Source organism: Sphingomonas qilianensis, assembly GCF_039614825.1.
In the GTDB taxonomy this organism is placed as follows: Bacteria; Pseudomonadota; Alphaproteobacteria; order Sphingomonadales; family Sphingomonadaceae; genus Sphingomonas; species Sphingomonas qilianensis.
Map to the genome: position 1 here is coordinate 1,099,725 of NZ_JBDIMF010000001.1, position 23,535 is coordinate 1,123,259.

At 65.3% G+C, this 23,535-nt stretch carries 31 protein-coding genes; 21 read left to right on the forward strand and 10 right to left on the reverse strand.

Annotated elements, in window-relative coordinates; all coding sequences use genetic code 11:
* The first annotated feature begins 37 nt into the window (after positions 1-37).
* The 15 genes from ABC969_RS05355 to ABC969_RS05425 all read left to right on the forward strand — a co-directional run bounded on the left by ABC969_RS05355 (position 38) and on the right by ABC969_RS05425 (position 11,119).
* Positions 38-925, forward strand: a complete 888-nt coding sequence (locus tag ABC969_RS05355; protein ID WP_345863481.1) for a TraB/GumN family protein — start codon at positions 38-40, stop codon at positions 923-925.
* Entirely contained in the window at positions 922-1,737 is an 816-nt protein-coding gene (locus ABC969_RS05360; RefSeq protein WP_345863482.1) for a TraB/GumN family protein, read from the forward strand. The genes ABC969_RS05355 and ABC969_RS05360 overlap by 4 nt, the downstream gene beginning before the upstream one ends.
* A gap of 235 nt (positions 1,738-1,972) precedes the next feature.
* Positions 1,973-2,686 (forward strand): 50S ribosomal protein L25/general stress protein Ctc, encoded by a 714-nt coding sequence (locus ABC969_RS05365; RefSeq protein WP_345863483.1) that lies wholly within the window; start codon positions 1,973-1,975, stop codon positions 2,684-2,686.
* A gap of 90 nt (positions 2,687-2,776) precedes the next feature.
* Positions 2,777-3,346, forward strand: a complete 570-nt coding sequence (gene pth / locus ABC969_RS05370; protein ID WP_345863485.1) for an aminoacyl-tRNA hydrolase — start codon at positions 2,777-2,779, stop codon at positions 3,344-3,346.
* 54 nt (positions 3,347-3,400) lie between these two features.
* Entirely contained in the window at positions 3,401-4,003 is a 603-nt protein-coding gene (locus ABC969_RS05375) for a TIGR02466 family protein (RefSeq protein WP_345863487.1), read from the forward strand.
* 92 nt (positions 4,004-4,095) lie between these two features.
* Complete coding sequence (locus ABC969_RS05380; protein WP_345863488.1) at positions 4,096-4,344, forward strand: DUF6894 family protein; 249 nt, start codon at positions 4,096-4,098, stop codon at positions 4,342-4,344.
* A 115-nt stretch (positions 4,345-4,459) separates the two neighbouring features.
* Positions 4,460-4,708, forward strand: a complete 249-nt coding sequence (locus tag ABC969_RS05385; RefSeq protein ID WP_427916125.1) for a DUF6894 family protein — start codon at positions 4,460-4,462, stop codon at positions 4,706-4,708.
* Between the two features lie 137 nt (positions 4,709-4,845).
* The gene (locus ABC969_RS05390; protein WP_345863490.1) at positions 4,846-5,631 is read left to right on the forward strand and encodes a Crp/Fnr family transcriptional regulator; all 786 of its coding nucleotides are present in this window, start codon (positions 4,846-4,848) and stop codon (positions 5,629-5,631) included.
* A 74-nt stretch (positions 5,632-5,705) separates the two neighbouring features.
* The gene (locus tag ABC969_RS05395) at positions 5,706-5,882 is read left to right on the forward strand and encodes a hypothetical protein (RefSeq protein WP_345863491.1); all 177 of its coding nucleotides are present in this window, start codon (positions 5,706-5,708) and stop codon (positions 5,880-5,882) included.
* A gap of 96 nt (positions 5,883-5,978) precedes the next feature.
* Positions 5,979-7,076: a redox-regulated ATPase YchF gene (ychF, locus tag ABC969_RS05400; RefSeq protein WP_345863492.1), complete on the forward strand. Its 1,098-nt coding sequence runs from the start codon at positions 5,979-5,981 to the stop codon at positions 7,074-7,076.
* A complete protein-coding gene (locus ABC969_RS05405; RefSeq protein WP_345863493.1) occupies positions 7,076-7,462 on the forward strand; it encodes a hypothetical protein in 387 nt (128 codons plus the stop codon). The genes ychF and ABC969_RS05405 overlap by 1 nt, the downstream gene beginning before the upstream one ends.
* Entirely contained in the window at positions 7,459-7,779 is a 321-nt protein-coding gene (locus ABC969_RS05410) for a hypothetical protein (RefSeq protein WP_345863494.1), read from the forward strand. Before ABC969_RS05405 ends, ABC969_RS05410 begins: the two co-directional genes overlap by 4 nt.
* A 283-nt stretch (positions 7,780-8,062) precedes the next feature.
* Complete coding sequence (locus tag ABC969_RS05415; protein ID WP_345863495.1) at positions 8,063-9,268, forward strand: hypothetical protein; 1,206 nt, start codon at positions 8,063-8,065, stop codon at positions 9,266-9,268.
* A gap of 115 nt (positions 9,269-9,383) precedes the next feature.
* Entirely contained in the window at positions 9,384-10,649 is a 1,266-nt protein-coding gene (locus tag ABC969_RS05420; RefSeq protein ID WP_345863497.1) for an alkaline phosphatase family protein, read from the forward strand.
* Positions 10,650-10,660: 11 nt separating this feature from the next.
* Positions 10,661-11,119: a MaoC family dehydratase gene (locus ABC969_RS05425; protein ID WP_345863499.1), complete on the forward strand. Its 459-nt coding sequence runs from the start codon at positions 10,661-10,663 to the stop codon at positions 11,117-11,119.
* 36 nt (positions 11,120-11,155) lie between these two features.
* Here ABC969_RS05425 and ABC969_RS05430 read toward each other — a convergent pair whose 3' ends face one another.
* The 4 genes from ABC969_RS05430 to petA all read right to left on the reverse strand — a co-directional run bounded on the left by ABC969_RS05430 (position 11,156) and on the right by petA (position 14,804).
* Positions 11,156-11,917: a peptidase gene (locus tag ABC969_RS05430; protein ID WP_345863500.1), complete on the reverse strand. Its 762-nt coding sequence runs from the start codon at positions 11,915-11,917 to the stop codon at positions 11,156-11,158.
* A 119-nt stretch (positions 11,918-12,036) separates the two neighbouring features.
* Positions 12,037-12,876, reverse strand: a complete 840-nt coding sequence (locus tag ABC969_RS05435) for a cytochrome c1 (protein ID WP_345863501.1) — start codon at positions 12,874-12,876, stop codon at positions 12,037-12,039.
* Positions 12,877-12,898: 22 nt separating this feature from the next.
* Positions 12,899-14,209, reverse strand: coding sequence for a cytochrome b (locus ABC969_RS05440; protein WP_345863502.1), 1,311 nt, complete (start codon positions 14,207-14,209; stop codon positions 12,899-12,901).
* A 10-nt stretch (positions 14,210-14,219) separates the two neighbouring features.
* Complete coding sequence (gene petA, locus ABC969_RS05445; protein WP_345863503.1) at positions 14,220-14,804, reverse strand: ubiquinol-cytochrome c reductase iron-sulfur subunit; 585 nt, start codon at positions 14,802-14,804, stop codon at positions 14,220-14,222.
* 186 nt (positions 14,805-14,990) lie between these two features.
* Here petA and ABC969_RS05450 point away from each other — a divergent pair, with 186 nt between their 5' ends.
* The 3 genes from ABC969_RS05450 to ABC969_RS05460 all read left to right on the forward strand — a co-directional run bounded on the left by ABC969_RS05450 (position 14,991) and on the right by ABC969_RS05460 (position 17,079).
* On the forward strand, positions 14,991-15,440 hold the full coding sequence (locus ABC969_RS05450; RefSeq protein WP_345863504.1) for a tRNA (cytidine(34)-2'-O)-methyltransferase: 450 nt from the start codon (positions 14,991-14,993) through the stop codon (positions 15,438-15,440).
* A gap of 183 nt (positions 15,441-15,623) precedes the next feature.
* Positions 15,624-16,463 (forward strand): oxygen-dependent coproporphyrinogen oxidase, encoded by an 840-nt coding sequence (gene hemF / locus ABC969_RS05455; protein ID WP_345863505.1) that lies wholly within the window; start codon positions 15,624-15,626, stop codon positions 16,461-16,463.
* Between the two features lie 19 nt (positions 16,464-16,482).
* Positions 16,483-17,079 (forward strand): GNAT family N-acetyltransferase, encoded by a 597-nt coding sequence (locus tag ABC969_RS05460; protein ID WP_345863506.1) that lies wholly within the window; start codon positions 16,483-16,485, stop codon positions 17,077-17,079.
* Here the strand turns inward: ABC969_RS05460 and ABC969_RS05465 are convergent.
* Positions 17,046-17,801 carry a hypothetical protein gene (locus tag ABC969_RS05465; RefSeq protein ID WP_345863507.1) on the reverse strand — a complete coding sequence of 252 codons (756 nt, stop codon included), beginning with the start codon at positions 17,799-17,801 and terminating at the stop codon, positions 17,046-17,048. The genes ABC969_RS05460 and ABC969_RS05465 overlap by 34 nt on opposite strands.
* 10 nt (positions 17,802-17,811) lie before the next feature.
* Entirely contained in the window at positions 17,812-18,639 is an 828-nt protein-coding gene (locus tag ABC969_RS05470; protein WP_345863508.1) for a DUF7847 domain-containing protein, read from the reverse strand.
* Between the two features lie 126 nt (positions 18,640-18,765).
* Here ABC969_RS05470 and lipB point away from each other — a divergent pair, with 126 nt between their 5' ends.
* The 3 genes from lipB to ABC969_RS05485 all read left to right on the forward strand — a co-directional run bounded on the left by lipB (position 18,766) and on the right by ABC969_RS05485 (position 20,603).
* Positions 18,766-19,422, forward strand: coding sequence for a lipoyl(octanoyl) transferase LipB (gene lipB, locus ABC969_RS05475; protein WP_345863828.1), 657 nt, complete (start codon positions 18,766-18,768; stop codon positions 19,420-19,422).
* 88 nt (positions 19,423-19,510) lie between these two features.
* Complete coding sequence (locus ABC969_RS05480) at positions 19,511-19,786, forward strand: hypothetical protein (protein WP_345863510.1); 276 nt, start codon at positions 19,511-19,513, stop codon at positions 19,784-19,786.
* A gap of 133 nt (positions 19,787-19,919) precedes the next feature.
* Positions 19,920-20,603 carry a hypothetical protein gene (locus tag ABC969_RS05485; RefSeq protein ID WP_345863511.1) on the forward strand — a complete coding sequence of 228 codons (684 nt, stop codon included), beginning with the start codon at positions 19,920-19,922 and terminating at the stop codon, positions 20,601-20,603.
* A gap of 34 nt (positions 20,604-20,637) precedes the next feature.
* Here ABC969_RS05485 and queE read toward each other — a convergent pair whose 3' ends face one another.
* The 4 genes from queE to hslO form a co-directional block, all read right to left on the reverse strand.
* The gene (queE, locus tag ABC969_RS05490; protein ID WP_345863513.1) at positions 20,638-21,270 is read right to left on the reverse strand and encodes a 7-carboxy-7-deazaguanine synthase; all 633 of its coding nucleotides are present in this window, start codon (positions 21,268-21,270) and stop codon (positions 20,638-20,640) included.
* Positions 21,271-21,272: 2 nt separating this feature from the next.
* Complete coding sequence (queC, locus tag ABC969_RS05495; protein ID WP_345863514.1) at positions 21,273-21,968, reverse strand: 7-cyano-7-deazaguanine synthase QueC; 696 nt, start codon at positions 21,966-21,968, stop codon at positions 21,273-21,275.
* Between the two features lie 159 nt (positions 21,969-22,127).
* Positions 22,128-22,541, reverse strand: coding sequence for a DUF3617 domain-containing protein (locus ABC969_RS05500; RefSeq protein WP_345863515.1), 414 nt, complete (start codon positions 22,539-22,541; stop codon positions 22,128-22,130).
* An 81-nt stretch (positions 22,542-22,622) separates the two neighbouring features.
* Positions 22,623-23,534 (reverse strand): Hsp33 family molecular chaperone HslO, encoded by a 912-nt coding sequence (gene hslO, locus ABC969_RS05505; protein WP_345863517.1) that lies wholly within the window; start codon positions 23,532-23,534, stop codon positions 22,623-22,625.
* Between the last annotated feature and the right edge of the window lies 1 nt (position 23,535).

Genomic DNA, 23,535 nt, shown 5'->3' on the forward strand with positions numbered 1-23,535 from the left:
AATTGCCCGCCCCGTGCGCGCGACCTATATGCGCGGCATGATGCTGCTCAAAAAACTGCGCGCGCTGCTTGCCGCCACCCTGCTCGCCCTGCCGCTGCCCGCCGCGGCCAAGGGCAACGATGCCGATCCGGCGCTGTGGGTGGTGAAAGATGCCGACACCACGCTTTATCTGTTCGGCACGATCCATGTGCTGAAGCCCGGCCTCAGCTGGTTCGACGCGGCGGTGAAGAATGCGTTTGATAGCAGCGACGATCTGGTGCTGGAAATGGTCCAGCCGCCCGCGCCCGAGATGCAGGCGATCGTCATGAAAGCGGGCTTCACCACCACCGGCCCGACGCTGCCGGAAAAACTCACCGCGCCGGATCGCGCCGCCTATCTGAAAGCGCTGACCGGATTCGGGTTGCCCGCCACGGCGCTGGATCGCGCCGATCCGTGGCTGGCGGCGACGCAATTGTCGCTGATCCCGGTGATGAAATCGGGCTATGATGCGAGCAACGGCCCCGAGACGGTGCTGAGCGCGGCGGCCAGGGCCGCTGGCAAGAAGGTCATCGGGCTGGAAACCGCGGAGCAGCAGATCGGCTATTTCGATAGCTTGCCCGAGCCGCTGCAGATCAAGTTTCTCAACAGCACGGTCAAGGATCTGCCCGAGGTCGATACATCGCTGAACGACATGGTCGCCGATTGGTCGGCGGGGAAGCCCGAGCGGCTGGGCAAGACGATGAACGAGGGGATGCGCGATACGCCCGAGATCGGCCGCATCCTGCTGACCGATCGCAATCTGCGCTGGGCCGACTGGATCGACCAGCGCATGACGCAGCCGGGCACGGTGTTCGTCGCGGTGGGCGCGGGGCATCTGGCGGGCAAGGACAGCGTGATCGCGCAACTCAAGAAGCGCAAATTGAAGGCGCGGCGAATCAACTATTGATCCGGCTGCTCGGCCTCGTCGCGGCGCTGCTGCTGGCATCGTGCGGGCCGCGCGCGACCGATGCGCGGCCGGCGATGTGGCGGGTTAGCGATGCGGATACGGAAATCTGGCTGCTGGGCACGATCCATGCGCTGCCGCCCCGCGTGGCGTGGGAGACACCGGCAGTGGCGCGCGCCATTGCCGGCGCGGATACGCTGGTGACGGAGATTCCGGCCGGGGATACCGCGACGTTCGAGCGGGTGGCGCAAGGGTCCGGCCTGCCGCCGCTGGTCGAGCGTGTCGCGCCCGCGCAGCGCGCGGCGGCGGCAGGCTATGGCGCGCGGCTCGACGGGCTCAAGACCTGGGCGGCGGCGGTGACGATCGCGGCGGGGCCGATGCAGGCGGCGGGCGCCTCGGCCGAGCATGGCCTAGAAGGCGCGCTGGCGGCGCGCTTTGCCGGGCGGCGGCGTGTCGCGCTGGAGACGCAGGCGGGGCAACTGGCGCTGTTCGATACGCTGCCCGAGGCGGCGCAGCGCGTGCTGCTGGCGCGCGCGATCGACGATCCGGCGGGCTATGCCCAGACGCTGGCGGCGTGGCGTGCGGGGGACGTGCGCACGTTGGCCGCAGATTTCGAGCGCGCCTTTGCCGGTGCGCCGGTGTTGCAGCAGGTGCTGGTAACGCGGCGCAATGCGCGCTGGTCGGCGTGGATCGCGCGGCGCATGGCGGCGCCGGGGCGCGTGCTGGTGGCGGTCGGCGCGGGACATCTGGTGGGGCGACAGTCGGTCGTGGCGATGCTCCGCGCGTGGGGGCTTAAGGTGGAACGGGTCCAGTAACTCCCCTCCCTGCAAGGGAGGGGTTGGGGGTGGGTCGATGCGCGCGGTACGGCTGCCGACCTATGCTGGGCGGGCAGTACGCCAAGACGCGACCCACCCCCCGCCCCTCCCTTGCAGGGAGGGGAGCCGCAAGGATTGCCATTACCCCCCCTTTCGCCTATAGGCGCGCGCTTCGCGTCAGGGTCATCCCTGGAGGCTTGGCGCGAGATTTGAACCTGCATTTCGGAGCAATATAATGAGCGAACAATTGACGCTCGCAGCCGAGACGCGCGAACTGGTTGGCAAGGGAGCCTCCCGTTTGTTGCGCCGCGAAGGCCGCGTACCCGCCGTAATCTACGGCAACAAGCAAGACCCCGTCTCGATCCACCTCGAGGAAAAGGCGCTGATGCGCGCCTTGATGACCGGGCATTTCATGAATTCCACCGTCTCGGTCGAGCTGGCCGGCGGCCCCGCCACGCTGACGCTGCCCAAGGACGTCGCGTTCCACCCCGTCACCGACCGCCCGATGCATGTCGATTTCCTGCGCATCGGCGAGCATACCGAAGTGCACGTTTCGGTGCCCGTCGTGTTCACCGATGAGGAAGAATCGCATGGCCTGACCAAGGGCAATGGCGTGCTCAACATCGTCAAGCACGAGATCGAACTGGTTTGCGACGCCTCGGCGATCCCGGGCGAGATCACCATCTCGCTCAAGGGCCGCGAGATCGGCGATTCGATCCACATCAGCGACGTCGCACTGCCCAAGGGCGTGACGCCGGCGATCATCGACCGCGATTTCACCATCGCGACGATCGTGCCGCCGACGGTGCCGACGGTTGAAGACGAAGAGCTCGATGCCGCCGTGGTCGAGGCGAACGCCGAAGCCGCTGCCGAAGCTGAAGCCGAAGCAGGCGCCGACGCGGATGCCGCCGAGGGCGATGCTGCCGAAGGCGACGACAAGGGCGAATAAGCCTTAAGTCTATTGAATGCGATCGAGGGCAGCGGCGACGGGCACACCGTTTCCGCTGCCCTTTTTCATCGGGACGGGCGATAGTACGGCATGCAACTTTGGGTCGGTCTTGGAAATCCCGGTGCGGGCTATGCGCTCAACCGGCACAATGTCGGCTTCATGGTCGCCGATACGATCGCCGACATGTACGGCTTTTCGCCCGTAAAGAAGCAGTTCCAGGGCTGGACGCAGGAGGGCCGTGTCGGCACGAGCAAGATCCTGCTGCTCAAGCCTGGCACGTTCATGAACGAGAGCGGCCGCAGCGTCGGCGAGGCGCTGCGCTTCTACAAGCTCGATGTCGATGCGCTGACCGTGTTTCACGACGAGCTCGATCTGGCGCCGTTCAAGGTGAAGGTGAAGACCGGCGGCGGCACCGCGGGGCATAATGGCCTGCGCTCGATCGACCAGCATCTGGGGCCTGATTTCCGCCGCGTGCGCCTCGGCATCGGGCATCCGGGGCACAAGGATCGCGTGCACGGCTACGTGCTGGGCAATTATGCCAAGGCGGAGATGGACCCGCTGGCCGAGCTGCTCGGCGCGGTTGCGGCCGAGGCACCCTGGCTGGCGGCGGGCGATGACGGGCGGTTCATGAGCGACGTGGCGGTGCGGCTGGCGGAGTAGCGCCCTGCCCCCCTCTCCGCCTGGCAAAGCAGGTTTCAAGAAAGACAGACAGATATGACCAGTCGTTCGCTTTTCGCCACGCGCCTTTACGAAGGCCAGCTCGCCAATGACCCGTTGCTCGCCGAGCTCGATCGCTCGTGCCGGTCGCTGAGCGAGGAGGATCATGCCGGGCGCAACTGGTCCAAGCAGCATGGCTATCGCGGCTATACCTCCTATGCCTCGCTCGACGATCTGCCATATCGCGATCCGGCGTTCGGCGATCTGGTGCGCGTGCTCAACAAGCATGTCGCGGCGTTCGCCAAGGAGTGTTCGTTCGATCTGGGCGGGCGCAAGCTTAAGCTGGATAGTTTGTGGGTCAATGTGCTGAAGCCCAAGGGCACGCATACCGGGCATCTGCATCCGCACTCGGTCGTTTCGGGAACGATCTACGTGAAGGTGCCGGAAGGCGCGGGCGGGCTGAAGCTGGAGGATCCGCGGCTGCCGCTGATGATGGCCGCGCCGACGCCGCTCGCCGATGCGCCGGAGGACGCGCAGCGCTTCGTGTATGTTACCCCGGCCGAGGGCACGATCCTGTTGTGGGAAAGCTGGTTGCGCCACGAAGTGCCACCCGGCGCGGCGCGCGAGGACCGCATCAGCATCAGCTTCAATTATCGCTGAGCGCTGCCGCAGAACCGGCAAGTTGAGCGAGTTAATGGCCGGGCCGGCCCCATCAATGCTATAGGTCACCTTCACTATCGCGGAGTGGACCGATGCCCTTGTTTCATTTCGACCTGGCCGATCATGTCCGCGAGCCCGATCCCGAGGGCACCGTTTTGCCCAGTGTCGCGGCGGCGCGAATCCAGGCTATTGTCTTTGCCGGCGAATATCTGCGCGACCATCCCAAGCTGATCAACGAGGGCAGGGATTTCCGTGTCGAAGTGAGCGACGAAGAGGGTTGCGGATTGTTTGCCGTGCGCATCGAGCTGATCGAACAGGATCGCCTGGCCGAATTGTCCTAGCCGGCGCGGCGTGGAACGAACGCCGGTATCGGCTGTTATGCTGTCATTGCCGGTTGAACGCGTCAGGCGTCCGTCAACCGAGAGACCTTCGCGCTCCCGCCTGTGTGGAGCGACCATGCCCAGATTTTATTTCTATTTGATCGAATGCGATTCTGTGACTGACGACCTTGAGGGACGCACCTTCGCCGATGTGAGCGCCGCGGTGGCCGATGCCATCCGCCAGATCAGGTGTATGCTGTCGCTCGAAATCGTCGAATTTGGCCAGATCGCGCTCGATCGCGCGATCGACATTCGCTGCCCCGACGGCAGCGCCCGGCGGATCGACTTTTCCGACGCTGTCAAAGTACTTGCGCATGTTGCGTGATAGACAAATGTTATAAACATTTTATTAGTTCAGATCAATGACAATGGCGCCAACATGATTTAGTCACGGTCGCACTACGGAACAGACTGGCGTCGCGAGGAGGCCAGCCGACTCTTCCGCTTTGAGGCGAAGATGACGTGTCAGTCGAGACTAACGACCATTGGCTGTCACAGCCGTCACGGCCGCATACGCAGCTGCAATCAGCCGATCTCGGCGCGCTCGAGGCGCTGCCGGTTACCCGCCGCGAATATCATCCAGGGCAATATCTGCTCCGCGAAGGCGATCGCCCGAAATTCTGCAGCTATCTTCAGAATGGCATGGTTTATCGCCACAAGATCGTCGGTAACGGCGGACGGCAGGTTCTGTCGCTGCATGTGGCGGGGGATTTCGTCGATGCGCAGAATTTCCTGCTCGACCATGCCGACCATAATATCCAGGCGTTGACCTATGCCATGGTAGCGATGGTGCCGATCGAACAGCTGACCATCACCATCATCAAGCATCCTGCCATCGCCCGATTATTATGGCGCGAAACGCTGATCGATGCGGCCGTATCGCGGGTCTGGCTGACCAATATCGGGCGCCGTGACGCGCGATCGCGCACCGCGCACATGTTGTGCGAGATCGCGGTGCGGCGCGAAGCGGCCGGGCTCGGCCCGCGCGAAACATTCGATCTGCCGATGACGCAGGAGCAATTGGGCGACACGCTGGGGCTGACCGCTGTGCATGTGAACCGGACGTTGAAATCGTTGCAGGACGACGGCCTGATCCTGCGCACCAAACGATCCATCACGGTGGCCGATTGGCACGCGTTGCGCAGCGTGGCGGATTTTTCCGCCGACTATCTGCATCTGCCACCGTCGCCCGCCCTGTCGCCCGCCCTGTCGCCCGCCCTGCCGCCCGCCCTGCCGCCCCCCGCTTGAGCGATATCATCGGCGTGCGAGGCGCATCGCTTTATACTCCATTCGGCAGCGCGGGGCTGCAGGAGGGAACGACAATGTCGGAAGACGACAAGGCATATCACGCGCGCCGCGCGGCGACGCAGCGCTGGCTGGCCGAGCGCAGCAGCGATCCGGCGGCGGCGGCGGCGCATCTGGCGCTGGCTGCGCTGCATGACGATCGCGCGGCGGGCGGAACGACCAGGCCGATGCTGCGCATGGCAGTGCCGCGGTGAGCCTGCACACATGGCTGGCAAAACGGCCGTGAACCTTCTATCCCGCGCGCCATATCGCCGGCTGGGGCCGGCTTCTTTCAGTGCAAGGCGTGTGAGATGGGTTTCCGTTGTGGTATCGTCGGTCTGCCGAATGTCGGCAAATCGACCCTGTTCAATGCGCTGACCGAAACGGCCGCGGCGCAGGCGGCGAATTACCCGTTCTGCACGATCGAGCCCAATGTGGGCAACGTGGCGGTACCCGATCCGCGGCTCCAGCAGCTGGCGACGATCGCCGGATCGCAGAAGATCATCGAGACGCAGCTGGGCTTCGTCGACATTGCCGGGCTGGTCCGCGGTGCCTCCAAGGGCGAGGGTCTGGGCAATCAGTTCCTCGGCAATATCCGTGAGGTGGACGCCATCGTGCATGTGCTGCGCTGCTTCACCGAGACGGACGTGACGCATGTCGAGGGCAAGGTCGATCCGATCGCCGACGCCGAAACGGTCGAGACCGAGCTGATGCTGTCCGATCTCGAATCGCTCGAAAAGCGCGTGCCCGCGGCGGCCAAGAAGGCCACGCAGGGCGACAAGGAAGCCAAGATCGCCGCCTCGGTGCTGGGCCAGGCGCTCGATCTGTTGCGCGACGGCAAGCCCGCGCGGCTGACCGTGCCCAAGGATGAGGACGAGGCGCGCATGTTCGCGCAGGCGCAACTGATCACCGCCAAGCCGGTGCTGTATGTGTGCAATGTCGATGAGGGCGATGCGGCGCACGGCAATGCGCTGTCGGCCAAGGTGTTCGAGAAGGCCAAGGCGGAGGGCGCGCAGGCGGTGGTCGTCTCGGCAGCGATCGAGGCCGAGATCGCGACGATGGCACCGGACGAGCGCGGCGAGTTCCTCGGCGAATTGGGTCTTGAGGAAACTGGTTTGGCCCGCGTGATCACCGCGGGCTATTCGCTGCTGCAGCTGCTCACCTTCTTCACCGTCGGCCCCAAGGAAACACGCGCCTGGACGACGCATGTCGGCGCGACTGCGCCGATGGCGGCGGGCGAGATCCACAGCGATTTCGAGAAAGGCTTCATCCGCGCCGAGACGATCGCGTTTGACGATTTCATTGCATTGGGCGGCGAATCGAAGGCGCGCGAGGCGGGCAAGTTGCGCGCCGAAGGCAAGACCTATGTCGTGCAGGATGGCGATGTCATGCATTTCCTGCACAGCTGATGGCGCGGCGGCCGATCGAGCGCCTGCTGCTGGCCGTGATCGGCCTGGGCTTCGCGATCGGCTGTCTCACGCATGCGCTGGATTTCTGGTGGTTCGGCTGGGCGCCGTATGATTTCGGGCCGCCATTGCTCAATGCATTCTGGAATTCACTGGTCGCGCTGGATGCGGCGGTGCTGCTGCTGCTGGTGCTCCGGCGGCGGCGACTGGCGCTGGCGCTCGCACTGGCCATCATGCTCAGCGACGTGGCAGCCAATTCCTATGCCTGGGCCTATCTCCGCATGAGCGCGTTCGAACCGGCACTGGTGGCGCAGAGCGGGTTTCTTGGCTTGCTGCTGGGATCGATAGGGTTCCTGTGGCCGCACAGAGCGGCTACACGCGAAGCATGATCGCGCGCCTCATCCTGATGCTGTTGCTCGCCTGCCTGGCGCTGCCGGCAATGGCGGCCGCGCCGTGTCATGACGAATCGGGCGCGATGAGCGGGATGGCGATGCCGCATGCCATGCCCGCGCCGACGGAAGAGCATGAGCGCAAGGCAGTGGCGGTGCATGCGTGCATGGGCTGCATCCCCCCGGCGACGTTGCTGCGCGCCGCCATGACCGCGCCATTACCGCTGGTGGCCTTGCCACCGGCGCGCGCGCTGGTGCGCTTCGATCGCGGGCGGATGACGCCGCCCGCCACCCCCCCGCCGCGTCTGGACGCGTGACCGACCGGAGGCTTTGCGCCTCCGCCTGTTCATGCGTTCGACGAAAGATGTGATGATGAAACGATATCTGCTCGCGGCTGGCGCCGCGATGGCATGCCCTGTGCCGGTGCTGGCACAGGCAATGGATCACGCGATGCATATGCCTGCTCCTGCCCACCCTTCCCCCCCTGTAGAAGCTTCTTCCCCGGCGCAGGCCGGGGCCCATGGTGACCACGCGCAGCATCCGACGACGCCTACTGTGCCTACTGTGCCGCGACCGGCGCCGGGGCAGGAAGCGACAGAAATGGATCACGCCGCGATGGGCCATGATATGGCCGCCATGCCCGGCATGAGCATGTCCATGGCGATGGGCCAGACCGGCTATGCCGCCGGCTCGGGCACCTCCCGCCTCCCCGCCAACGAGGGCATGATGCGAGGGGTGATGCTGCATCCGGGCGACTGGATGCTGATGCTGCACGGCTATGTCTGGGGCGCCTATACCGATCAGGGCGGCCCGCGCGGCGACAATATGGCGGTCGTGCAATCCATGGGCATGATCACCGCGCAGCGGCCGCTCGGCGATGGCGCACGGCTGCAATTGCAGACGATGCTCAGCCTGGAGCCGCTGATGGGCGCGCGCGGCTACCCCAATCTGTTCGCCACCGGCGAGGCGGCGAACGGCCGGCCGCTGATCGACCGGCAGCATCCGCATGATCTGTTCATGGAACTGTCCGCCCGGGTCGACGTGGACATCGCCCGGGATACCAGCCTGTTCCTGTATGCCGGCCCGGTCGGCGAGCCCGCGCTCGGGCCATCGGCGTTCATGCACCGCAAATCGGCGCAATATCAGCCGCTATCGCCGATCACGCATCACTGGTTCGACAGCACGCACATCACGTACGGCGTGGTGACGGCGGGCATTGCGGCGCCGACCTTCCAGCTCGAGGCCTCGGCGTTTCGCGGGCGCGAGCCGGACGAGCGGCGCTGGGGGATCGAAACGCCACGGCTCGATTCGTGGAGCGTGCGCGGCACCTGGACCCCCTCCCCCGCCTGGGCGGTGCAGGCGAGCTATGGCTGGCTCAAATCGCCCGAGGAACTGGAGCCTGAGGGCAACGAGCGGCGCACCACCGCAAGCGTGAATTACGCGACGGGTGCGCTGACCACGACCTTTGCCTTCTCCAACAAGGACAAAGGGCCGGGGCGCACGCTGACGGCGTGGCTGGGCGAAGTGAATTACGATCTGAGCGCACGGCACAGCGTGTTCGGCCGCGTCGAGAACGTCGCCAATGACGAGCTGTTTCCCGACGATGATGACCCGCTGCACCATCAGCGCTTCCGCGTCACCAAGCTGGAGGGGGGCTATGCCTATCGCATGCCGATCGCCGGGCCGGTCGGGCTGGCGGTCGGCGGGGCGGTCGGCACCTATGTGCTGCCCGCTGCGCTGGATGCGGCCTATGGCAAAGTGCCGGTGAGTTTCACGCTGTTCGCGAAGCTTATGTTGGGGCAATAGCCGCCCACCCAATCCCGTCATCCCGGACTCGGTCCGGGATCCAACTCTATCCTTGGTGGAGCCTAGCCTCATGCTCGCAGACGTTCGCGCCAAGGGGATGGTTGGATCCCGGACCATGTCCGCGATGACGGGGTTTTTGGCCGCCCTCGCCCTGTCGGCCTGCGCCACTGCGCCCGCCCCGCCTCCGCCCCCGCCTGTCGCGCAGACGGCGCCGGACACCCGCGCGCCGGTCACCATCCTGATTTCGATCGACGGCTTCCGGCCCGATTATCTCGATCGCGGCGTGACGCCCACGCTGTCGCGGCTGGCGGCGGAGGGTGTCACCGGGCCGATGCATCCGAGTTTCCCGTCCAAGACCTTCCCCAATCATTATACGCTCGTCACCGGGCTGCGCCCCGATCGCCACGGCATCGTCGCCAACAGGATGGAGGATCCGCGCCGGCCGGGCGAGATCTTCACCATGGCCAGCGACGATCCGTTCTGGTGGAACGAGGCGGAGCCGATCTGGGTGACAGCAGATCGCGCCGGCGTGCGGACGGCGACGATGTTCTGGCCCGGCGCCAATGTCGCGATCGGCGGCACCCGCGCGACCGCGTGGCCGCACGCGCTGACCGGCGGGGTGCGGCCCGATGACTGGCAGCAATATAACGAAGCGGTGACAGGCCCGCAGCGGGTCAATGCGGTGCTCGATTGGCTGCGGCGCCCGGCGGCGATCCGCCCCGCCTTCGTCACGCTCTATTTCGATACGGTGGATACCGCCGGGCACCATTTCGGCCCGGGCGATGCGCGCACCACGGCGGCGGTGGCCGAGGTCGATGCGCGGATCGGCGATCTGGTCGGCGGGCTGGCGTCGCTCGGCCAGCCGGCCAATGTAGTGCTTGTCGCCGATCACGGCATGGCGGAGACGAGCAGCGCGCGGACCATCGCCCTGGACACGATCGCTGATCCGGCAGACTATCGCGTCATCGAGAGCGGCCCCTATGCCGCGCTCGCCGCCATGCCGGGGCAGACGGCGGCGCTGGAACGCAAGCTGCTGGGCAAGAGCGCGCATATGACGTGCTGGCGCAAGGCGGAGATCCCGGCGCGTTTTGCCTATGGCAAGAATCCGCGCGTGCCAGCCTATCTGTGCCTCGCCGATGATGGCTGGACGATCGCGCCGAGCGCCCCCAAGCAAGCATCGAGCGGCGGCAGCCATGGCTATGACAATATGGCCGATGACATGACCGCCTTGTTCATCGCCCACGGCCCGGCCTTTGCGCGGGGTCGCATCATCCCGGCATTTGACAATGTCGACGTGCAGCCGATGCTGGCGGCGTTGCTCGGCATCGCGCCGCGCGTGACCGATGGCAGCCTGACGACGTGGAACGCAGCAAAGAAATAGGAGAGCGGCGCGTGCAATATTTCGAGGATATCGAGATCGGCTCCCGCCAGCGTTTCGGCCGCTATGCCGTCACGCGTGAGGAGGTGATCGCTTATGCCGAGAAGTTCGATCCCCAGCCCTTCCACCTGTCGGACGAGGCGGCGGCGCAGACGCATTTCGGGCGGCTCTCGGCCAGCGGCTGGCACACCTGCGGGATGGTGATGTCGATGGTCGTCGCCAATCTCACGGCCAACAAGCAGGCGGGACTGGGCTCCCCCGGGATCGACGAGCTGCGCTGGCTGAAGCCGGTCTATCCGGGCGACACGTTGCGCTGCGAAACCGAGATCCTCGACAAGCGCGCCTCGCAGAGCCGCCCCGAAATGGGCAGCTTCCGCTCGCGCATGACCGTGCTCAATCAGGACGATGTGGTGGTGATGACGTTCGTGTCGATCGGGCTGATCCGCACACGACCTGACGAAGCCGGGCGATAGCGTTCCCCGGCAACCGCCGGGGAAAGCATGGCGACATCATTCCGGACGGGTGTCCCGACCGCTGCGCCCACCGCCACGCCCACCGCCACGCATCGCGCCGCGGTTGTCGCCGCCCGACTGCCGAGAGCTCTGCCGTCCGCCGTCGGGCCGCGCCTGCGGCTGTGCGACCGCACCGGCATCGGCCGCCCCCGGCTGGACCGCCGGACGCGCGCCGCGATTGCCCTGATACCCCTGGCGCGACCCACGACTGCCCTGGAAGCCCTGGCGCGGCCCGCGATCGCCCTGGGCGCCCTCAGCCTGCCGCGGATCGCGGTTGAAGCCCTGCCAATTGGCGCGGTCCGGCCCGCGACCGTCGGTGCCCGGCCGGCCATCGCGATCGGGGCGCCCCTGCCACGTGCCTGGCCGGCCATCGCGACCCGGGCGGCCCTGCCAGTTCTGGCCCGGACGGCCCTGGAAGTTCTGGCCACCACGGCGGCCTTCCCAATAGCGGCGCTGATTATCGTTCCAGCGATGCGCGCGGCGATTACGATCGTAAACGTAATAGCCCGTGCCGGGATAATAATAATCGCCATACCAGCCGTAATAGCTGTTGCCGAAGCCACCCAGGCCATAACCCGCGCCGCCATAGCCCAAGCCGCCGTACCCTAGGCCGCCGTACCCGAAACCGTCGTCATAACCATAGCCGCCGGCACCATAGCCGATACCGACCCCGCTATAGCCATACCCATCGGTGCAGCCACCCAGGCCGATCGCCGCGACCAGGCCGAGCGCGGCCAATTTCATCCGTGAAAACGCCATTTCCCAATTCCCGAACATGCGCGGCAATCCGATGCCGTCTGCAGATGGAAACAAAACGGGGGGCGGAACATATTCGTTCCGCCCCCCGGCATTGGCACTGATGCACGGCGTGCAGCAGCTCAGTGCTTCACGTTGCGCCACACGTTCTGATACGCGCCGTAAGCGAGGAAGGTGAAGATCAGCAGGAACAAAACGGTGGCAATGCCGGCGCCGTGGCGCGCCTGCAGCTTGGGCTCCGCCGTCCACACCAGGAATGCCGAAACGTCCTTGGCCATCTGATCCACCGTCGCCTTGGTGCCGTCGAGATAGGTCACCTGCCCGTCGGTGGTGATCGGCGCCGGCATGGCGATGTTGAGGTTGGCGAAATACGGGTTGTAATACAGCCCCTCCGGCGTCTTGGAATCGGGGAAGTGCTTGAGCAGCGCCGCCGGCTGGTTCTGATAGCCGGTGAGCAGCGAATAGACATAGGCCGCGCCGTCATGCCGCGCCTTGGCCATCAGCGACAGATCAGGTGGCAGCGCATTGTTGTTGGCGGCGCGCGCCGCGACGTCGTTGGCGAAGGGCGACGGGAAGCGATCCGATGCGACGCCCTTGCGCGTGGCGACTTCGCCGGTGTCGGGATTGATCGACGGGATGTTGTCGTAGCTGCCGGCGAAGGCCTTCACCTGCGCGTCGTTATACCCGATTTCCTTGAGGTCGCGGAACGCCACCAGGCGCAACGAATGGCAGCCCGCACAGACTTCCTTGTAGACCTGCAGCCCGCGCTGGACCTGGCGGTTGTCGAACTTGCCGAACGGGCCGTTGCTGGCCAGCGCGAGTTCTTTCGGATGCTCGTGGAATTCGTGCTCGGCGGTAACCGCGGGCGGCTCCGAGATCAGCCCGGTGACCGTGCCGAACAATGCGAGCGCCAGCACGCCGGCAAAGGCGATCCCGACGATCAGTGCGATAAAGCGAACCATGCTTGTATTTCCTCTTGTTCGCTTACGACTGCACGGCGGAAGGCTGGGCCGGCGTCAGCGCGGTATGCGCCGGGCTGGTGCCGCCACGTTTCGCGAGCACCGCCTCGGTGATCGAATTGGGCAGCGGCGCCGGCCGTTCCGACCGCGAGATCATCGGCAGGATGATCAGGAAGTGCGCGAAATAATAAGCGCCGCAGATCTGGCTGAGGATGACGTACACCGGATCGGCCGGCGATCCGCCGCAATAGCCGAGGATCAGCACGTCGAGCACCAGGATCCAGAACGCGATCCGCGCCTTGGGGCGATAATTGTTCGAGCGCACCGGCGAATTGTCCAGCCAGGGCAGGAAGAACAGCAGCAGGATCGAGCCGAACATGGCCAGCACGCCCCACAGCTTGGCAGGCAGGATGAAATCGACCGTGAAGGCGCGCAGGATCGCGTAGAACGGCCAGAAATACCATTCGGGCACGATATGCGCGGGCGTCGAGAGCGGGTTGGCCGGGATGTAGTTATCGGGATGGCCCAGGAAGTTCGGGAAGAAGAACAGCAACACCGCGAACACCAGCAGGAACACGCCCAGCCCGAAGCCGTCCTTCGCCGTATAATACGGATGGAACGGCACGGTATCCTGCTCGCCCTTCACTTCCACGCCGGTCGGGTTGTTGGAGCCCGGAATGTGCAGTGCCCAGATGTGCAGGATGATCACGCCGGCGATCACGAACGGCAGCAGATAATGGAGCGAGAAGAAGCGATTGAGCGCGGCATCGTCCGGCGCATAACCGCCCAGCAGCCACACGCGGATCGTTTCGCCGATGCCGGGTATGGCAGAGAAGAAGCCGGTGATGACCTGCGCGCCCCAGAAGCTCATTTGCCCCCAGGGCAGCACATAGCCCATGAACGCCGTCGCCATCATCAGCAGGAAGATGGTCACGCCGAGCAGCCAGATCATCTCGCGCGGCGCCTTGTACGATCCGTAATAGAGGCCGCGGAAGATGTGCAGATAGACGACGATGAAGAACATCGAGGCGCCGTTGGCGTGCGCATAGCGCAGCAGCCAGCCGGCGTTGACGTCACGCATGATATGCTCAACCGAATCGAACGCGATCGCGCCGTTCGCCGCATAATGCATCGCCAGCACGATGCCGGTGATGATCTGAATGGCCAGCGCCGCGCCCGCGAGCACGCCGAAATTCCAGAAATAGTTGAGATTGCGCGGCACAGGATAGCCGGCGCCCACCGCGTTGTACACGAGGCGCGGGAAGGGCAGACGCTCGTCCACCCATTTCATCACCGGATTGCCCGGTTGATACTGCTTGGCCCAGGGAAAGCTCATATCTGGATCCTCAACCGACGGTCACGGTCGTGTCTGACGAGAAGGCATAGTCCGGCACCACCAGATTGGTGGGCGCGGGGCCTTTGCGGATGCGTGCAGCGGTATCGTAAGCCGATCCGTGGCATGGGCAGAAATAGCCGCCGAACGGGCCCTTATTCTCGCCCTCGCCCGCGCCCAGCGGCACGCAGCCGAGATGCGTGCACACGCCCATGGTGATCAGCCAATTCTTTTTGTTTGGCTTGGTGCGATCGGCAAGCGACTGCGGATCGCGCAACTCGCTGACCGGCACGGCATCGGCGGCGGCGATCTCCGCCGGCGTCAGATTGCGCACGAACAGCGGCTGCTTGCGGAAACTGGTCTTGATCGCCTGGCCGGGCAGGATCTTGGACAGATCGATCTCGGTCGTCGCCTGCGCCAGCACGTCGGCGCTGGGGTTCATCTGGTTGATCAGCGGCAGCACCGCCACACCCGCGCCAACGCCGGCAAAGGCGACGGCCGCGATGTTGATGAAATCACGACGACGGGGGTCGTGGGACTCATCATGGTGTGGCGCCGGGGCCTCACCGGGTGGGACAGCGGTATCAATACTTGCCATTCACTTGCCCTTGCAACTTAGCCGGCGATCATTCCCGGGGTAGCATCCGCAAACGCACAAGATACGCATCCCCTATCCCCCGTTCCCGCGGGGGCTGCCGATCTGATAGACGCGGCAGGGCGACTTTGCCAACTGCATTTTGGCACGGTTGCGGCACGCGCGATCGATGTGCGATGGGATGAAGCCATGCGTATCGCTTTGTATCAGCCCGACATCGCCGGCAATGTCGGCGCCATCCTGCGCACCGCGGCGTGCCTGGGGCTGGGCGTCGATCTGATCGAGCCGATGGGATTCACCTGGAGCGACAAGGCGCTGGCCCGCTCCGGCATGGATTATGTCGGGCAGGTCGATGTCGTGCGACATATGGATTGGGCCGCGTTCCTCGCCCAGGTGAGCGGGCGCATCGTGCTGCTCACCACCAAGGGCGCGGTGCGGCTGGATGCCGCCGTCTTTGCGGAGGATGACGTGCTGCTGATGGGCAGCGAAGGCGCTGGCGTGCCGGCGGAGGTGCATGCGCGCGCCGATGTGCGCGTGCTCATCCCGATGCGCGCCGGCATGCGATCGATGAACATCTCGGTGGCGACAGGGATCGTGGCGGCCGAGGCGCTGCGCCAGACCGGCGGATGGCCTATTTAATTCCTCCCCGACCTTTGCTCGGGGAGGGGGACCATTCGCTGAAGGAGCGAATGGTCCCAGCGGCGGGTCGATCGTGCCCCCGGCACGATCTTGGATTGCCGGGGGCAATCCAACCCGACGCTCCCAGCAAGCTGGGGAAGGAATTTTGGTTCCCCACCCGGCACGAAACGATAATAAGACATCATGATCCTCGACCCCGAACAGACCCTCGCCCGCACCTGGTTCGAATCGCTGCGCGATCAGATCTGCGCCGAATTCACCGCCATCGAACGCGAGGCGGGCTCCGACGCCGCGTTCGAATATTCCCCGTGGGACCGGATCGATCCCTCGGGCGGGCCGGGCGGTGGCGGCACGCGCGGGGTGATGAAGGGCAAGGTCTTCGAGAAGGTCGGTGTCAACGTCTCCACCGTCGGCGGCACGCTGGAAGGCGATTTCGCCAAGACGATCAACGGCGCGGGCGACGATCCGGCGTTTTTCGCCACCGGCATCAGCCTGGTCGCGCACATGGCCAATCCGCAGGTGCCCGCGGTGCACATGAATTGCCGCTTCCTCGTCACCACCAAACGCTGGTTCGGCGGCGGCGCCGATCTCAACCCGCCGCTGCCGGTGGCCGAGGATACGGCGGATTTCCATGCCACGCTGGAGGCCGCGTGCGATGCGCACGATCCGGGCGATTATCCGCGCTTCCGCAAATGGGCCGAGGACTATTTCTTCATCCCGCATCGCCAGGTGCATCGTGGCGTGGGCGGCATCTTCTTCGATCATCTGGAAGGCGATTTCGCCACCAACTTCGCCTTCGTGCAGGATGTCGGCCGTGCGTTCCTGGATGCCTATCCGCGCATCGTCAGGCGGCGCATGAACGATCCGTTCGACGCCACCGATCTGGCCAGGATGCACGCCTGGCGCGGGCGTTATGCCGAATTCAACCTCGTCTATGATCGCGGCACGCTGTTCGGGCTCAAGACCGGGGGCAATATCGACGCCATCCTGATGAGCCTGCCGCCGGTCGCGACATGGGAGTGATCGGGGTGGGCGTGATCGGATGGCATTGATCCCCGTCGCCGACAGCGATGTGGCGACGATCGTCACCACGCTGGAAATGACGTGCCGCCCCCCGGCCCGGCCGATGCCCGATTCCACGCTGCGGCTGATGCGCTGGGACGCGCCATCGCCGGACAAATATCGGGCGCTGTTTCGCCGCGTCGGCGCGCCGTGGCTATGGTTCTCGCGGCTGGTGATGAGCGACGCGCAACTGACCGACATCATCCATGATCCGGCGATTGCGATCCACGCGGTGGTCGACCGACAGGGGATCGAGGTTGGCCTGCTCGAGCTCGATTATCGCAGCGCCGGCGTATGCGAGCTTGCCTATGTCGGGCTGATTCCCGAGCTGACCGGGCAGCGCCATGGCCGCTGGCTGATGGCGCAGGCGCTGGCCATGGCCTGGCGCAAGGATGTGGCGCGGGTGTGGGTGCATACCTGCACGCTGGATCACCCCTCCGCGCTCGGCTTCTATCGCGCGTCCGGTTTTACCGCGATCTCGCGCACGGTAGAGACGTTCGCCGATCCGCGGCTGACCGGCACGCTGCCGGCCGACACCGCGCCTCAGATCCCCGTGCTGGCGATCAACCGGCGATAAGCCGCGATCTGCACCAGGATGGTGGCCAGCACCGCCGCGCTGGTCACCACCCCCGCGCCGGCATCGGCCATGGCGATCGCCACGACATTGGGCGCGCCGGCCTCGAGCGCGGTGGCGATCATCGTGAACGGCGTCGCCAGCAACGCGCCCCCGACGACCGTTAGCGCGGCCAGCCCCGCCAGCACCAGGCCATGGCCGCGTGTCAGCGCCCAGCTGCGCGACAGGCTGCGCGCGACGCTCAGGCCCGGCTCCGCCGCCAGCACCGGCCCAACCACCAGCAGGCGGCCAAGCAGATAGAAAGCCGGCACCAGCAAGACGAGCGTGAGCACGCCGATGCCGAGCGGCAGGCCGACCACGATCATGGCCAGCAGGTAGCGCGGGAACAAGCGCACGCCGGCGCGGATCGCACCCGCCACATCGGGCCGATCACGCTGCAGATACAGCATCAGCACGACGAGCGACCCGGCCTGCACCAGCAGCGTGCCGACGAGATACCAGCCACCATAGGCCGATACCCAGGCGACCACCTTCTGCGCCACCACCAGTTGGTCGGCATCGCTCATTCCCGCCGTCACCGATAGCGGCGGCATGGCGGGCAACAGCAGCAACATGGCGAGTTGCGGCAGGAAGAAGAAAAAGCCCGCCACGCGCAGCAGCAGATCGCCATCGGCGCGCGCCATCGCCCAGGCATCGACGAGCACGCTTCGTATATCAAATTTCATAACGGAATGGTCATCTCGATTCGACGATCGCCTCACGCGCATCGCGCACGGCCAGATAGAGTTTGCCCTCGAACGCCGCGGCCAGCACGAAGAAGCTGGTCTGCACCACGCTGACCACTACCGAGGTGAGCACGGTGGCGAGCGAAATCTCGCCCTCGCCGCCGGCGATCAGCTGGAAGATCGAGCCGAACACGGTGCGCGCCGCGAGCATCGCGACACCAAAGACGATGCAATAGAGAATCAGCACCCCAATCACTTTCCAGGTGATGCCGCGAGTCAGCACGAATGACCGCTTGAACGCCCCCACCCCCCGCCGCTCCCGCACCACCACCGGCGTCAGCAACGACAGGCGCGCGACGAGAAACAGAAATAGCGGCAGGAGCAACAGCCCGTAAACCGACACGAACATGGCCACACCGCCCGATACCGGCACGCGCTGACCGCCCATCGCGCCGCGAAAATCATAACCGGCGAGGCTCAGCGCCACCGGGATCGGCACAAACAGCGCGAAGCCCGCGATCACCGCGAGCAGCGAAATGCCGATCAGCGGCAGGAGGCGGGCATTGGCCGTCCGGACCGCCGGCCCGCGACCGGCGCGCTGTTGCGTCGCCAAGGCAATAATGGCCAGCTGCCCCCACAAGCCGATCAGCGTGAGCACCAGCCCGACCGCGCTCACGATCATGCTGGCCGTAGGCGATTGCTTTGCGAACGGCGCGATGCTGGCCGATAGCGAGCTGGGCAAAAAGATCGTCAGCAAGGCGATGGGCACGACCACGCCCATATTGTCGCTCAGGAAATCGGTCGCTCGATCCCATACATTGCCCATGCTGATCTTCATCGAACCACCGCTCCCCACGCCCCGTCCCTAGGCTCGTCTCGTAGCGCAAGCCGGCGGTGCTTGCCAGTACGTGACAGCCGCCTGCTTGCGCCACGCCCGCGACTGGCGCAATTGCCACGTGTGATGATGCTGGACGATATCGAATGGCGCGTGGCGCCCGCACCGGTGGACTATGCGACCGCGCTGGTGGAGATGGAAGCGCGCGCCAGCGCGGTCGCCACCGGCGCCGCACGCGAGCTGATCTGGTTGCTCGAACATCCCCCGGTTTATACCGCGGGCACCTCGGCCGATAGTGCCGAGCTGGTTGATCCGCGCTTCCCGGTGGTCAGCGCCGGGCGCGGGGGCCGCTATACGTATCATGGTCCAGGGCAGCGCGTCGGCTATGTCATGCTCGATCTGACCAAGCGCGGGCGCGACGTGCGGCACTTCGTTCACACGCTCGAAGGCTGGATCATCGCGGCGCTGGGCGAGCTCGACATCGCTGCGTTCCGCGCGCCGGGGCGCATCGGCATCTGGACGCTGGATGGGGGCAAGGAAGCCAAGATCGGGGCGATCGGCGTGCGCGTGCGGCGCTGGATCACGCTGCACGGCTTTTCGGTCAACCTGTCGCCCGATCTCGGGCATTTCGGCGGCATCGTGCCATGCGGCATTGCCGATTACGGCGTGACCAGCGCGGCGGCGCTGGGAAAAGCAACGGACCTCGCAACCTTTGACGCCGCCCTCGCGTTGCACCGCAATGCGTTTCTCGAAACACTTTCTTGCAGCGCAGAAAACTGTGCTTGAGGCGTTTCGTTAATCCGACTAACGTCCACGCTGGTTTGGGTATTTGGCCAACAGGCGTTACCAATCCATTTTCTAGGGAGCTATTCAAATGCGTGCACTCATCTCCAAGGTCCTCACTGGTTCGATGATCGCCGGCGCGGCGCTGATGGTTTCGGCCTGCGGCCCGAAGACCGAAACGACGACCGAAAACACCATGGTCACCGATCTGAACGCGACCGAAGGCATGGACACGATGTCCGACAACATGACCGCCGTTGACGGCGCGATGGGCAACGACATGGGCGCTGGCATGGCCAACGACACGATGATGTCGAACGACACCATGATGATGTCGAACACCACGACGACCAACACCACGATGTAATCCAGCCTCACGGCTTGGTTAACGGCAGGCCGTCCGGGAAACCGGGCGGCCTTTTTGATTCCGCATCGGAAAAGAGTTGGGCAGCAACGTAAAAGGCCGTAACCAGACGCGAATGCATTCAGGTGAGGTTTCGATGACGGTGTTGCTGCGTACCATTTTTGCCGCGACGATCGCGGCGTCGGCGCTCGCGCCGCTGCCGGCGTCGGCACAATTCTACATGAAATCCTTTGACTTCAGCGGCGCGCCGGTGCGCGGCGACGAACCGATCATCGGGCTCAACATGCCCGATGCGACCGAGGCGGAGCTCGATGCCGGCCTGGTGTGGAATCTGCGCGCCGCGCTCAATATCGCTGCGCTGCAATGCCAGTTCGCGCCCAATCTGCTCACCGTGCCGCAATATAATATGGTCATGCTGGATCACGCCGGCGAGCTGAAATCCACTTATGCCACGCTGACCAAATATTTCGCGCGCAAGAACAAGGCGCCCCGCGCCGCGCAAATGGCGCTCGATCAGTTCGGCACGCGTGTTTACAGCAGCTATTCGACCACCTCTGCGCAATTGGGCTTCTGCCAGACCGCGTCGAACATCGGCCGCGCCGCGATCTTTGCGCCACGCGGTTCGCTGCACGTGGTGGCGAAAAACCGCCTGCGCGAGATGCGCAATGCCTTGCTGCCTTATGGCGAACAGCGCTTCCCGCGCGGCATCGGTTTCGAGGATCGCCGCGTGCTCGTGCCGCGGCTCGATGCGCAGTGCTGGAAGGGCAGCAGCTGGAACGCGAGGAAGTGCGGCTCCAGCGTCCAGTGGGTGATGCAATAAGGCTCTTGCTCCCCGCTCTCATGCGGGGAGCAGCCTAGCGCAGACCGAGCAATTTGTGCGTCTGGATGGTCAGCCGCCATTTGGGGCGTGCCAGCACCATATCGATCGCGGCGGCATGATTGGCCTGCGCCTGCGCATTATCCATCGGCTGAAGCAGGAAATGGGCAAAATCCCAGGTTTCCAGCGCCGTGATATCGGTGCCCGCCTGTGGCCACACCAGCTTTAGCTCATCGCCGCTGCGCTGCACCACCTGGCTGCCGGCCTTGGGGCTGATGCACACCCAATCGATGCGGGGATGCACCGGCAGCGTGCCGTTGCTCTCGATGGCGATCTCGAAGCTTTCCGCGTGGAACGCATCGACGATCGCATCATCGATCTGCAGCATCGGCTCGCCACCGGTGAGCACGACAAAGCGGCGCTCCACAGCTTCGCCCCAAAATTCTGCCGCCGCCGTCGCCAGCGCCGCAGCATCGGCGAACTTGCCACCGCCGAGCCCATCGGTGCCGACAAAATCGGTATCACAGAACTGGCAGATCGCGCTCGCACGGTCCTGTTCGCGGCCTGACCACAGATTGCAGCCGGCGAAGCGCACGAACACTGCACGGCGCCCGGCATGCACCCCCTCGCCCTGCAGCGTGAGGAACATCTCTTTAACGGCGTAACTCATGATCAGGCGGCGTAGATCGTCGGATCGGGCAGGCCGGCATCCTCGAAACCCTTGCTGCGCAACCGGCAGCTATCGCATTGCCCGCAATGCAGCCCTTCGGGCGTGGGATCGTAGCACGACCAGCTGAGCCCGGCATCGAGCCCGAGCCGCGCCGCTTCGCGCACGATATCCGCCTTGGTCATATGCTGCAGCGGCGCCTGGATGCGGAACGGCACGCCCTCCACGCCGGCCTTGGTGGCGAGTTCCGCCAGATGCTCGAACGCGGCGATGAATTCGGGGCGACAATCGGGATAGCCCGAATAATCCAGCGCGTTGACACCGATATACAGATCGCGCGCGCCCATCGCCTCGGCCCAGCCCAGCGCCAGGCTGAGGAAGATCGTGTTGCGCGCGGGCACATAGGTGACCGGGATGCCGCCGCCATCGCGCGTGCCCGCGCCGTCCTTGGGCACGTCGATATCGGCGGTCAGCGCGGAGCCACCGAATGCCGACAGATCGAGCGGCAACACGATATGCCGCGCGGCGCCGAGCGCGGCGACGATCCGGCGCGCGGCGGCAAGCTCGACCTGATGGCGCTGATTATAATCGATCGAGAGCGCCAGGATCTGATGCCCGTCCTCGCGCGCGCGCGCGGCGGAAACCATGGAGTCCAGGCCGCCCGAGACGAGGACGACGGCGTAGCTGGTGGCAGATGTCATGATGGCGCCCCCGCTATGCCCATGATCGGGCCAGCGCAACGAAAAACGGGCCGCCCGTAGGCGACCCAGGGGTGGCTGATGACAGCCCGTTTAGGGAGAACCGTGGCCGAACGAATATGGTCACGACCCTGTTATTAGCCGGACATCGTAAATTATCGCTTAACGAACTGCCCCGGTCTGGTGGCAAAAACCCACATGATGGCCTTCATATTCGGTTTCAAACGGTGCGCCTTCGAGAATGCCCTGCGTCCGTAAACTGAACTGCGTGCGCCCCTCGACATGGATCATGCTGCGGCCATGCCCCGCCCCGGGGCAGGTATAATGCACCGTCGCCGAACGGGGATCATTGGCGATCACGAAACGCGAACATTGCGCTGTGCCATGCTGGATCTGCATGACGTTGCGCGGATCGGCAATGCACAGCGAGCGTGACGTGCCATCCTTTTCCTTGAGCACCCACCGCCCCGGCTGGAGCGCATCCAGCGCCGCCACGCGCGGCGCCTGCGCCGCGCTGGCCGCGCCGCCCACCACCGCCACGAACAGCAATCCCATCATCGCTTGTCGATACCGCATCTCGCCAGCCCCCGGGCCGGAACGCGCTGTGCAACCGGCCGCTGGCTATCTGGGGATGCCCGGCACGCCAGACAATGACGCTTACGAAACGATTGCGCTGACCGGCACTGGAAATTTGGTCGAGCAGAATTGGCAATCGACATGGATCAGCCCGTGCTCGTCCGCCATATCCGCCTGCTCCGCGGGCGGGAACTGGCCCAGCACCCCGGCGATGTACTCGGGCGAGCAGCGGCACCCGCGCGCCAACGGCACGTCGGACAGCAGCCGCACTTCCTGCTCCTCGTTGAACAAGCGCCACACCAAGGTTTCCAGCGGCAGCGCGGGATCGGCCAGTTCGTCCGCCCCCATCGTGCCGCCGAGGATCGCGACATGCTCCCATTCGGGGTGATCAAGCCGCACGTGCAGCCGCTCGCGGCCTTCCTCGCCCTCGGGCAAATGCTGCAGGAACAGCCCGCCGGCGACATGCCGCCCATCGGGCTGGCGCTTGATGCCGAGCCGCACCAGACTGGGGATCTGTTCGGACTGGATGAAATAGCTTTCCGCCGCATCGGCCAGCGTGTCGCCATCCAGCGGCACGATGCCCTGATACCGCTCCTTGGTCGCCGCCTGATCGAACGTGATGGCGAGATAGCCCGTGCCGAACAAAGCGAACAGGCTGGGATCTTCCGGCCCTGCGGCGAGCCGCTCGGCATCATATTGCACATAACCGCGCAATTCGCCGGCCTTGTAATCGCACACCAGCAGCTTGACGACGCCGCTCTCGGTCTGCGCCTGCAAGGTCAATTGCCCGCCGACATCCTTCAGCGTCGAGCCCAGCAACGCCGCCAGCGTCAGCGCCTCGGCCAGCAACGCCTCGATCGGCGGCGGATACGCGTGCGCGGCAAGGATCGTGTCGAGCGCAGCGCCCAGCCGCACGACGCGGCCACGGGCATGCCGCGCGGGGATGGTAAAGCCGAGCGCGCGGTCGGTATCGTTGGAAATCGCTTCGTTCATA

Bases quoted from the DNA above. Each gene is read 5' to 3' on its own strand.
- ABC969_RS05415 (WP_345863495.1), top strand. From the start codon at position 8,063: ATGGATCACGCCGCGATGGGCCATGATATGGCCGCCATGCCCGGCATG.
- lipB (WP_345863828.1), top strand. From the start codon at position 18,766: ATGCTGGACGATATCGAATGGCGCGTGGCGCCCGCACCGGTGGACTAT.
- ABC969_RS05430 (WP_345863500.1), bottom strand. From the start codon at position 11,917: ATGGCGTTTTCACGGATGAAATTGGCCGCGCTCGGCCTGGTCGCGGCG.
- ABC969_RS05435 (WP_345863501.1), bottom strand. From the start codon at position 12,876: ATGGTTCGCTTTATCGCACTGATCGTCGGGATCGCCTTTGCCGGCGTG.
- hemF (WP_345863505.1), top strand. From the start codon at position 15,624: ATGATCCTCGACCCCGAACAGACCCTCGCCCGCACCTGGTTCGAATCG.
- ABC969_RS05480 (WP_345863510.1), top strand. From the start codon at position 19,511: ATGCGTGCACTCATCTCCAAGGTCCTCACTGGTTCGATGATCGCCGGC.
- queE (WP_345863513.1), bottom strand. From the start codon at position 21,270: ATGAGTTACGCCGTTAAAGAGATGTTCCTCACGCTGCAGGGCGAGGGG.
- ABC969_RS05385 (WP_427916125.1), top strand. From the start codon at position 4,460: ATGCCCAGATTTTATTTCTATTTGATCGAATGCGATTCTGTGACTGAC.
- ABC969_RS05355 (WP_345863481.1), top strand. From the start codon at position 38: ATGATGCTGCTCAAAAAACTGCGCGCGCTGCTTGCCGCCACCCTGCTC.
- hslO (WP_345863517.1), bottom strand. From the start codon at position 23,534: ATGAACGAAGCGATTTCCAACGATACCGACCGCGCGCTCGGCTTTACC.
- ABC969_RS05450 (WP_345863504.1), top strand. From the start codon at position 14,991: ATGCGTATCGCTTTGTATCAGCCCGACATCGCCGGCAATGTCGGCGCC.
- queC (WP_345863514.1), bottom strand. From the start codon at position 21,968: ATGACATCTGCCACCAGCTACGCCGTCGTCCTCGTCTCGGGCGGCCTG.
- ABC969_RS05465 (WP_345863507.1), bottom strand. From the start codon at position 17,801: ATGAAATTTGATATACGAAGCGTGCTCGTCGATGCCTGGGCGATGGCG.
- ABC969_RS05485 (WP_345863511.1), top strand. From the start codon at position 19,920: ATGACGGTGTTGCTGCGTACCATTTTTGCCGCGACGATCGCGGCGTCG.
- ABC969_RS05410 (WP_345863494.1), top strand. From the start codon at position 7,459: ATGATCGCGCGCCTCATCCTGATGCTGTTGCTCGCCTGCCTGGCGCTG.
- ABC969_RS05405 (WP_345863493.1), top strand. From the start codon at position 7,076: ATGGCGCGGCGGCCGATCGAGCGCCTGCTGCTGGCCGTGATCGGCCTG.
- ABC969_RS05460 (WP_345863506.1), top strand. From the start codon at position 16,483: ATGGCATTGATCCCCGTCGCCGACAGCGATGTGGCGACGATCGTCACC.
- ABC969_RS05440 (WP_345863502.1), bottom strand. From the start codon at position 14,209: ATGAGCTTTCCCTGGGCCAAGCAGTATCAACCGGGCAATCCGGTGATG.
- ABC969_RS05380 (WP_345863488.1), top strand. From the start codon at position 4,096: ATGCCCTTGTTTCATTTCGACCTGGCCGATCATGTCCGCGAGCCCGAT.
- ABC969_RS05375 (WP_345863487.1), top strand. From the start codon at position 3,401: ATGACCAGTCGTTCGCTTTTCGCCACGCGCCTTTACGAAGGCCAGCTC.
- ABC969_RS05395 (WP_345863491.1), top strand. From the start codon at position 5,706: ATGTCGGAAGACGACAAGGCATATCACGCGCGCCGCGCGGCGACGCAG.
- petA (WP_345863503.1), bottom strand. From the start codon at position 14,804: ATGGCAAGTATTGATACCGCTGTCCCACCCGGTGAGGCCCCGGCGCCA.
- pth (WP_345863485.1), top strand. From the start codon at position 2,777: ATGCAACTTTGGGTCGGTCTTGGAAATCCCGGTGCGGGCTATGCGCTC.
- ABC969_RS05470 (WP_345863508.1), bottom strand. From the start codon at position 18,639: ATGAAGATCAGCATGGGCAATGTATGGGATCGAGCGACCGATTTCCTG.
- ABC969_RS05420 (WP_345863497.1), top strand. From the start codon at position 9,384: ATGTCCGCGATGACGGGGTTTTTGGCCGCCCTCGCCCTGTCGGCCTGC.
- ABC969_RS05365 (WP_345863483.1), top strand. From the start codon at position 1,973: ATGAGCGAACAATTGACGCTCGCAGCCGAGACGCGCGAACTGGTTGGC.
- ychF (WP_345863492.1), top strand. From the start codon at position 5,979: ATGGGTTTCCGTTGTGGTATCGTCGGTCTGCCGAATGTCGGCAAATCG.
- ABC969_RS05500 (WP_345863515.1), bottom strand. From the start codon at position 22,541: ATGCGGTATCGACAAGCGATGATGGGATTGCTGTTCGTGGCGGTGGTG.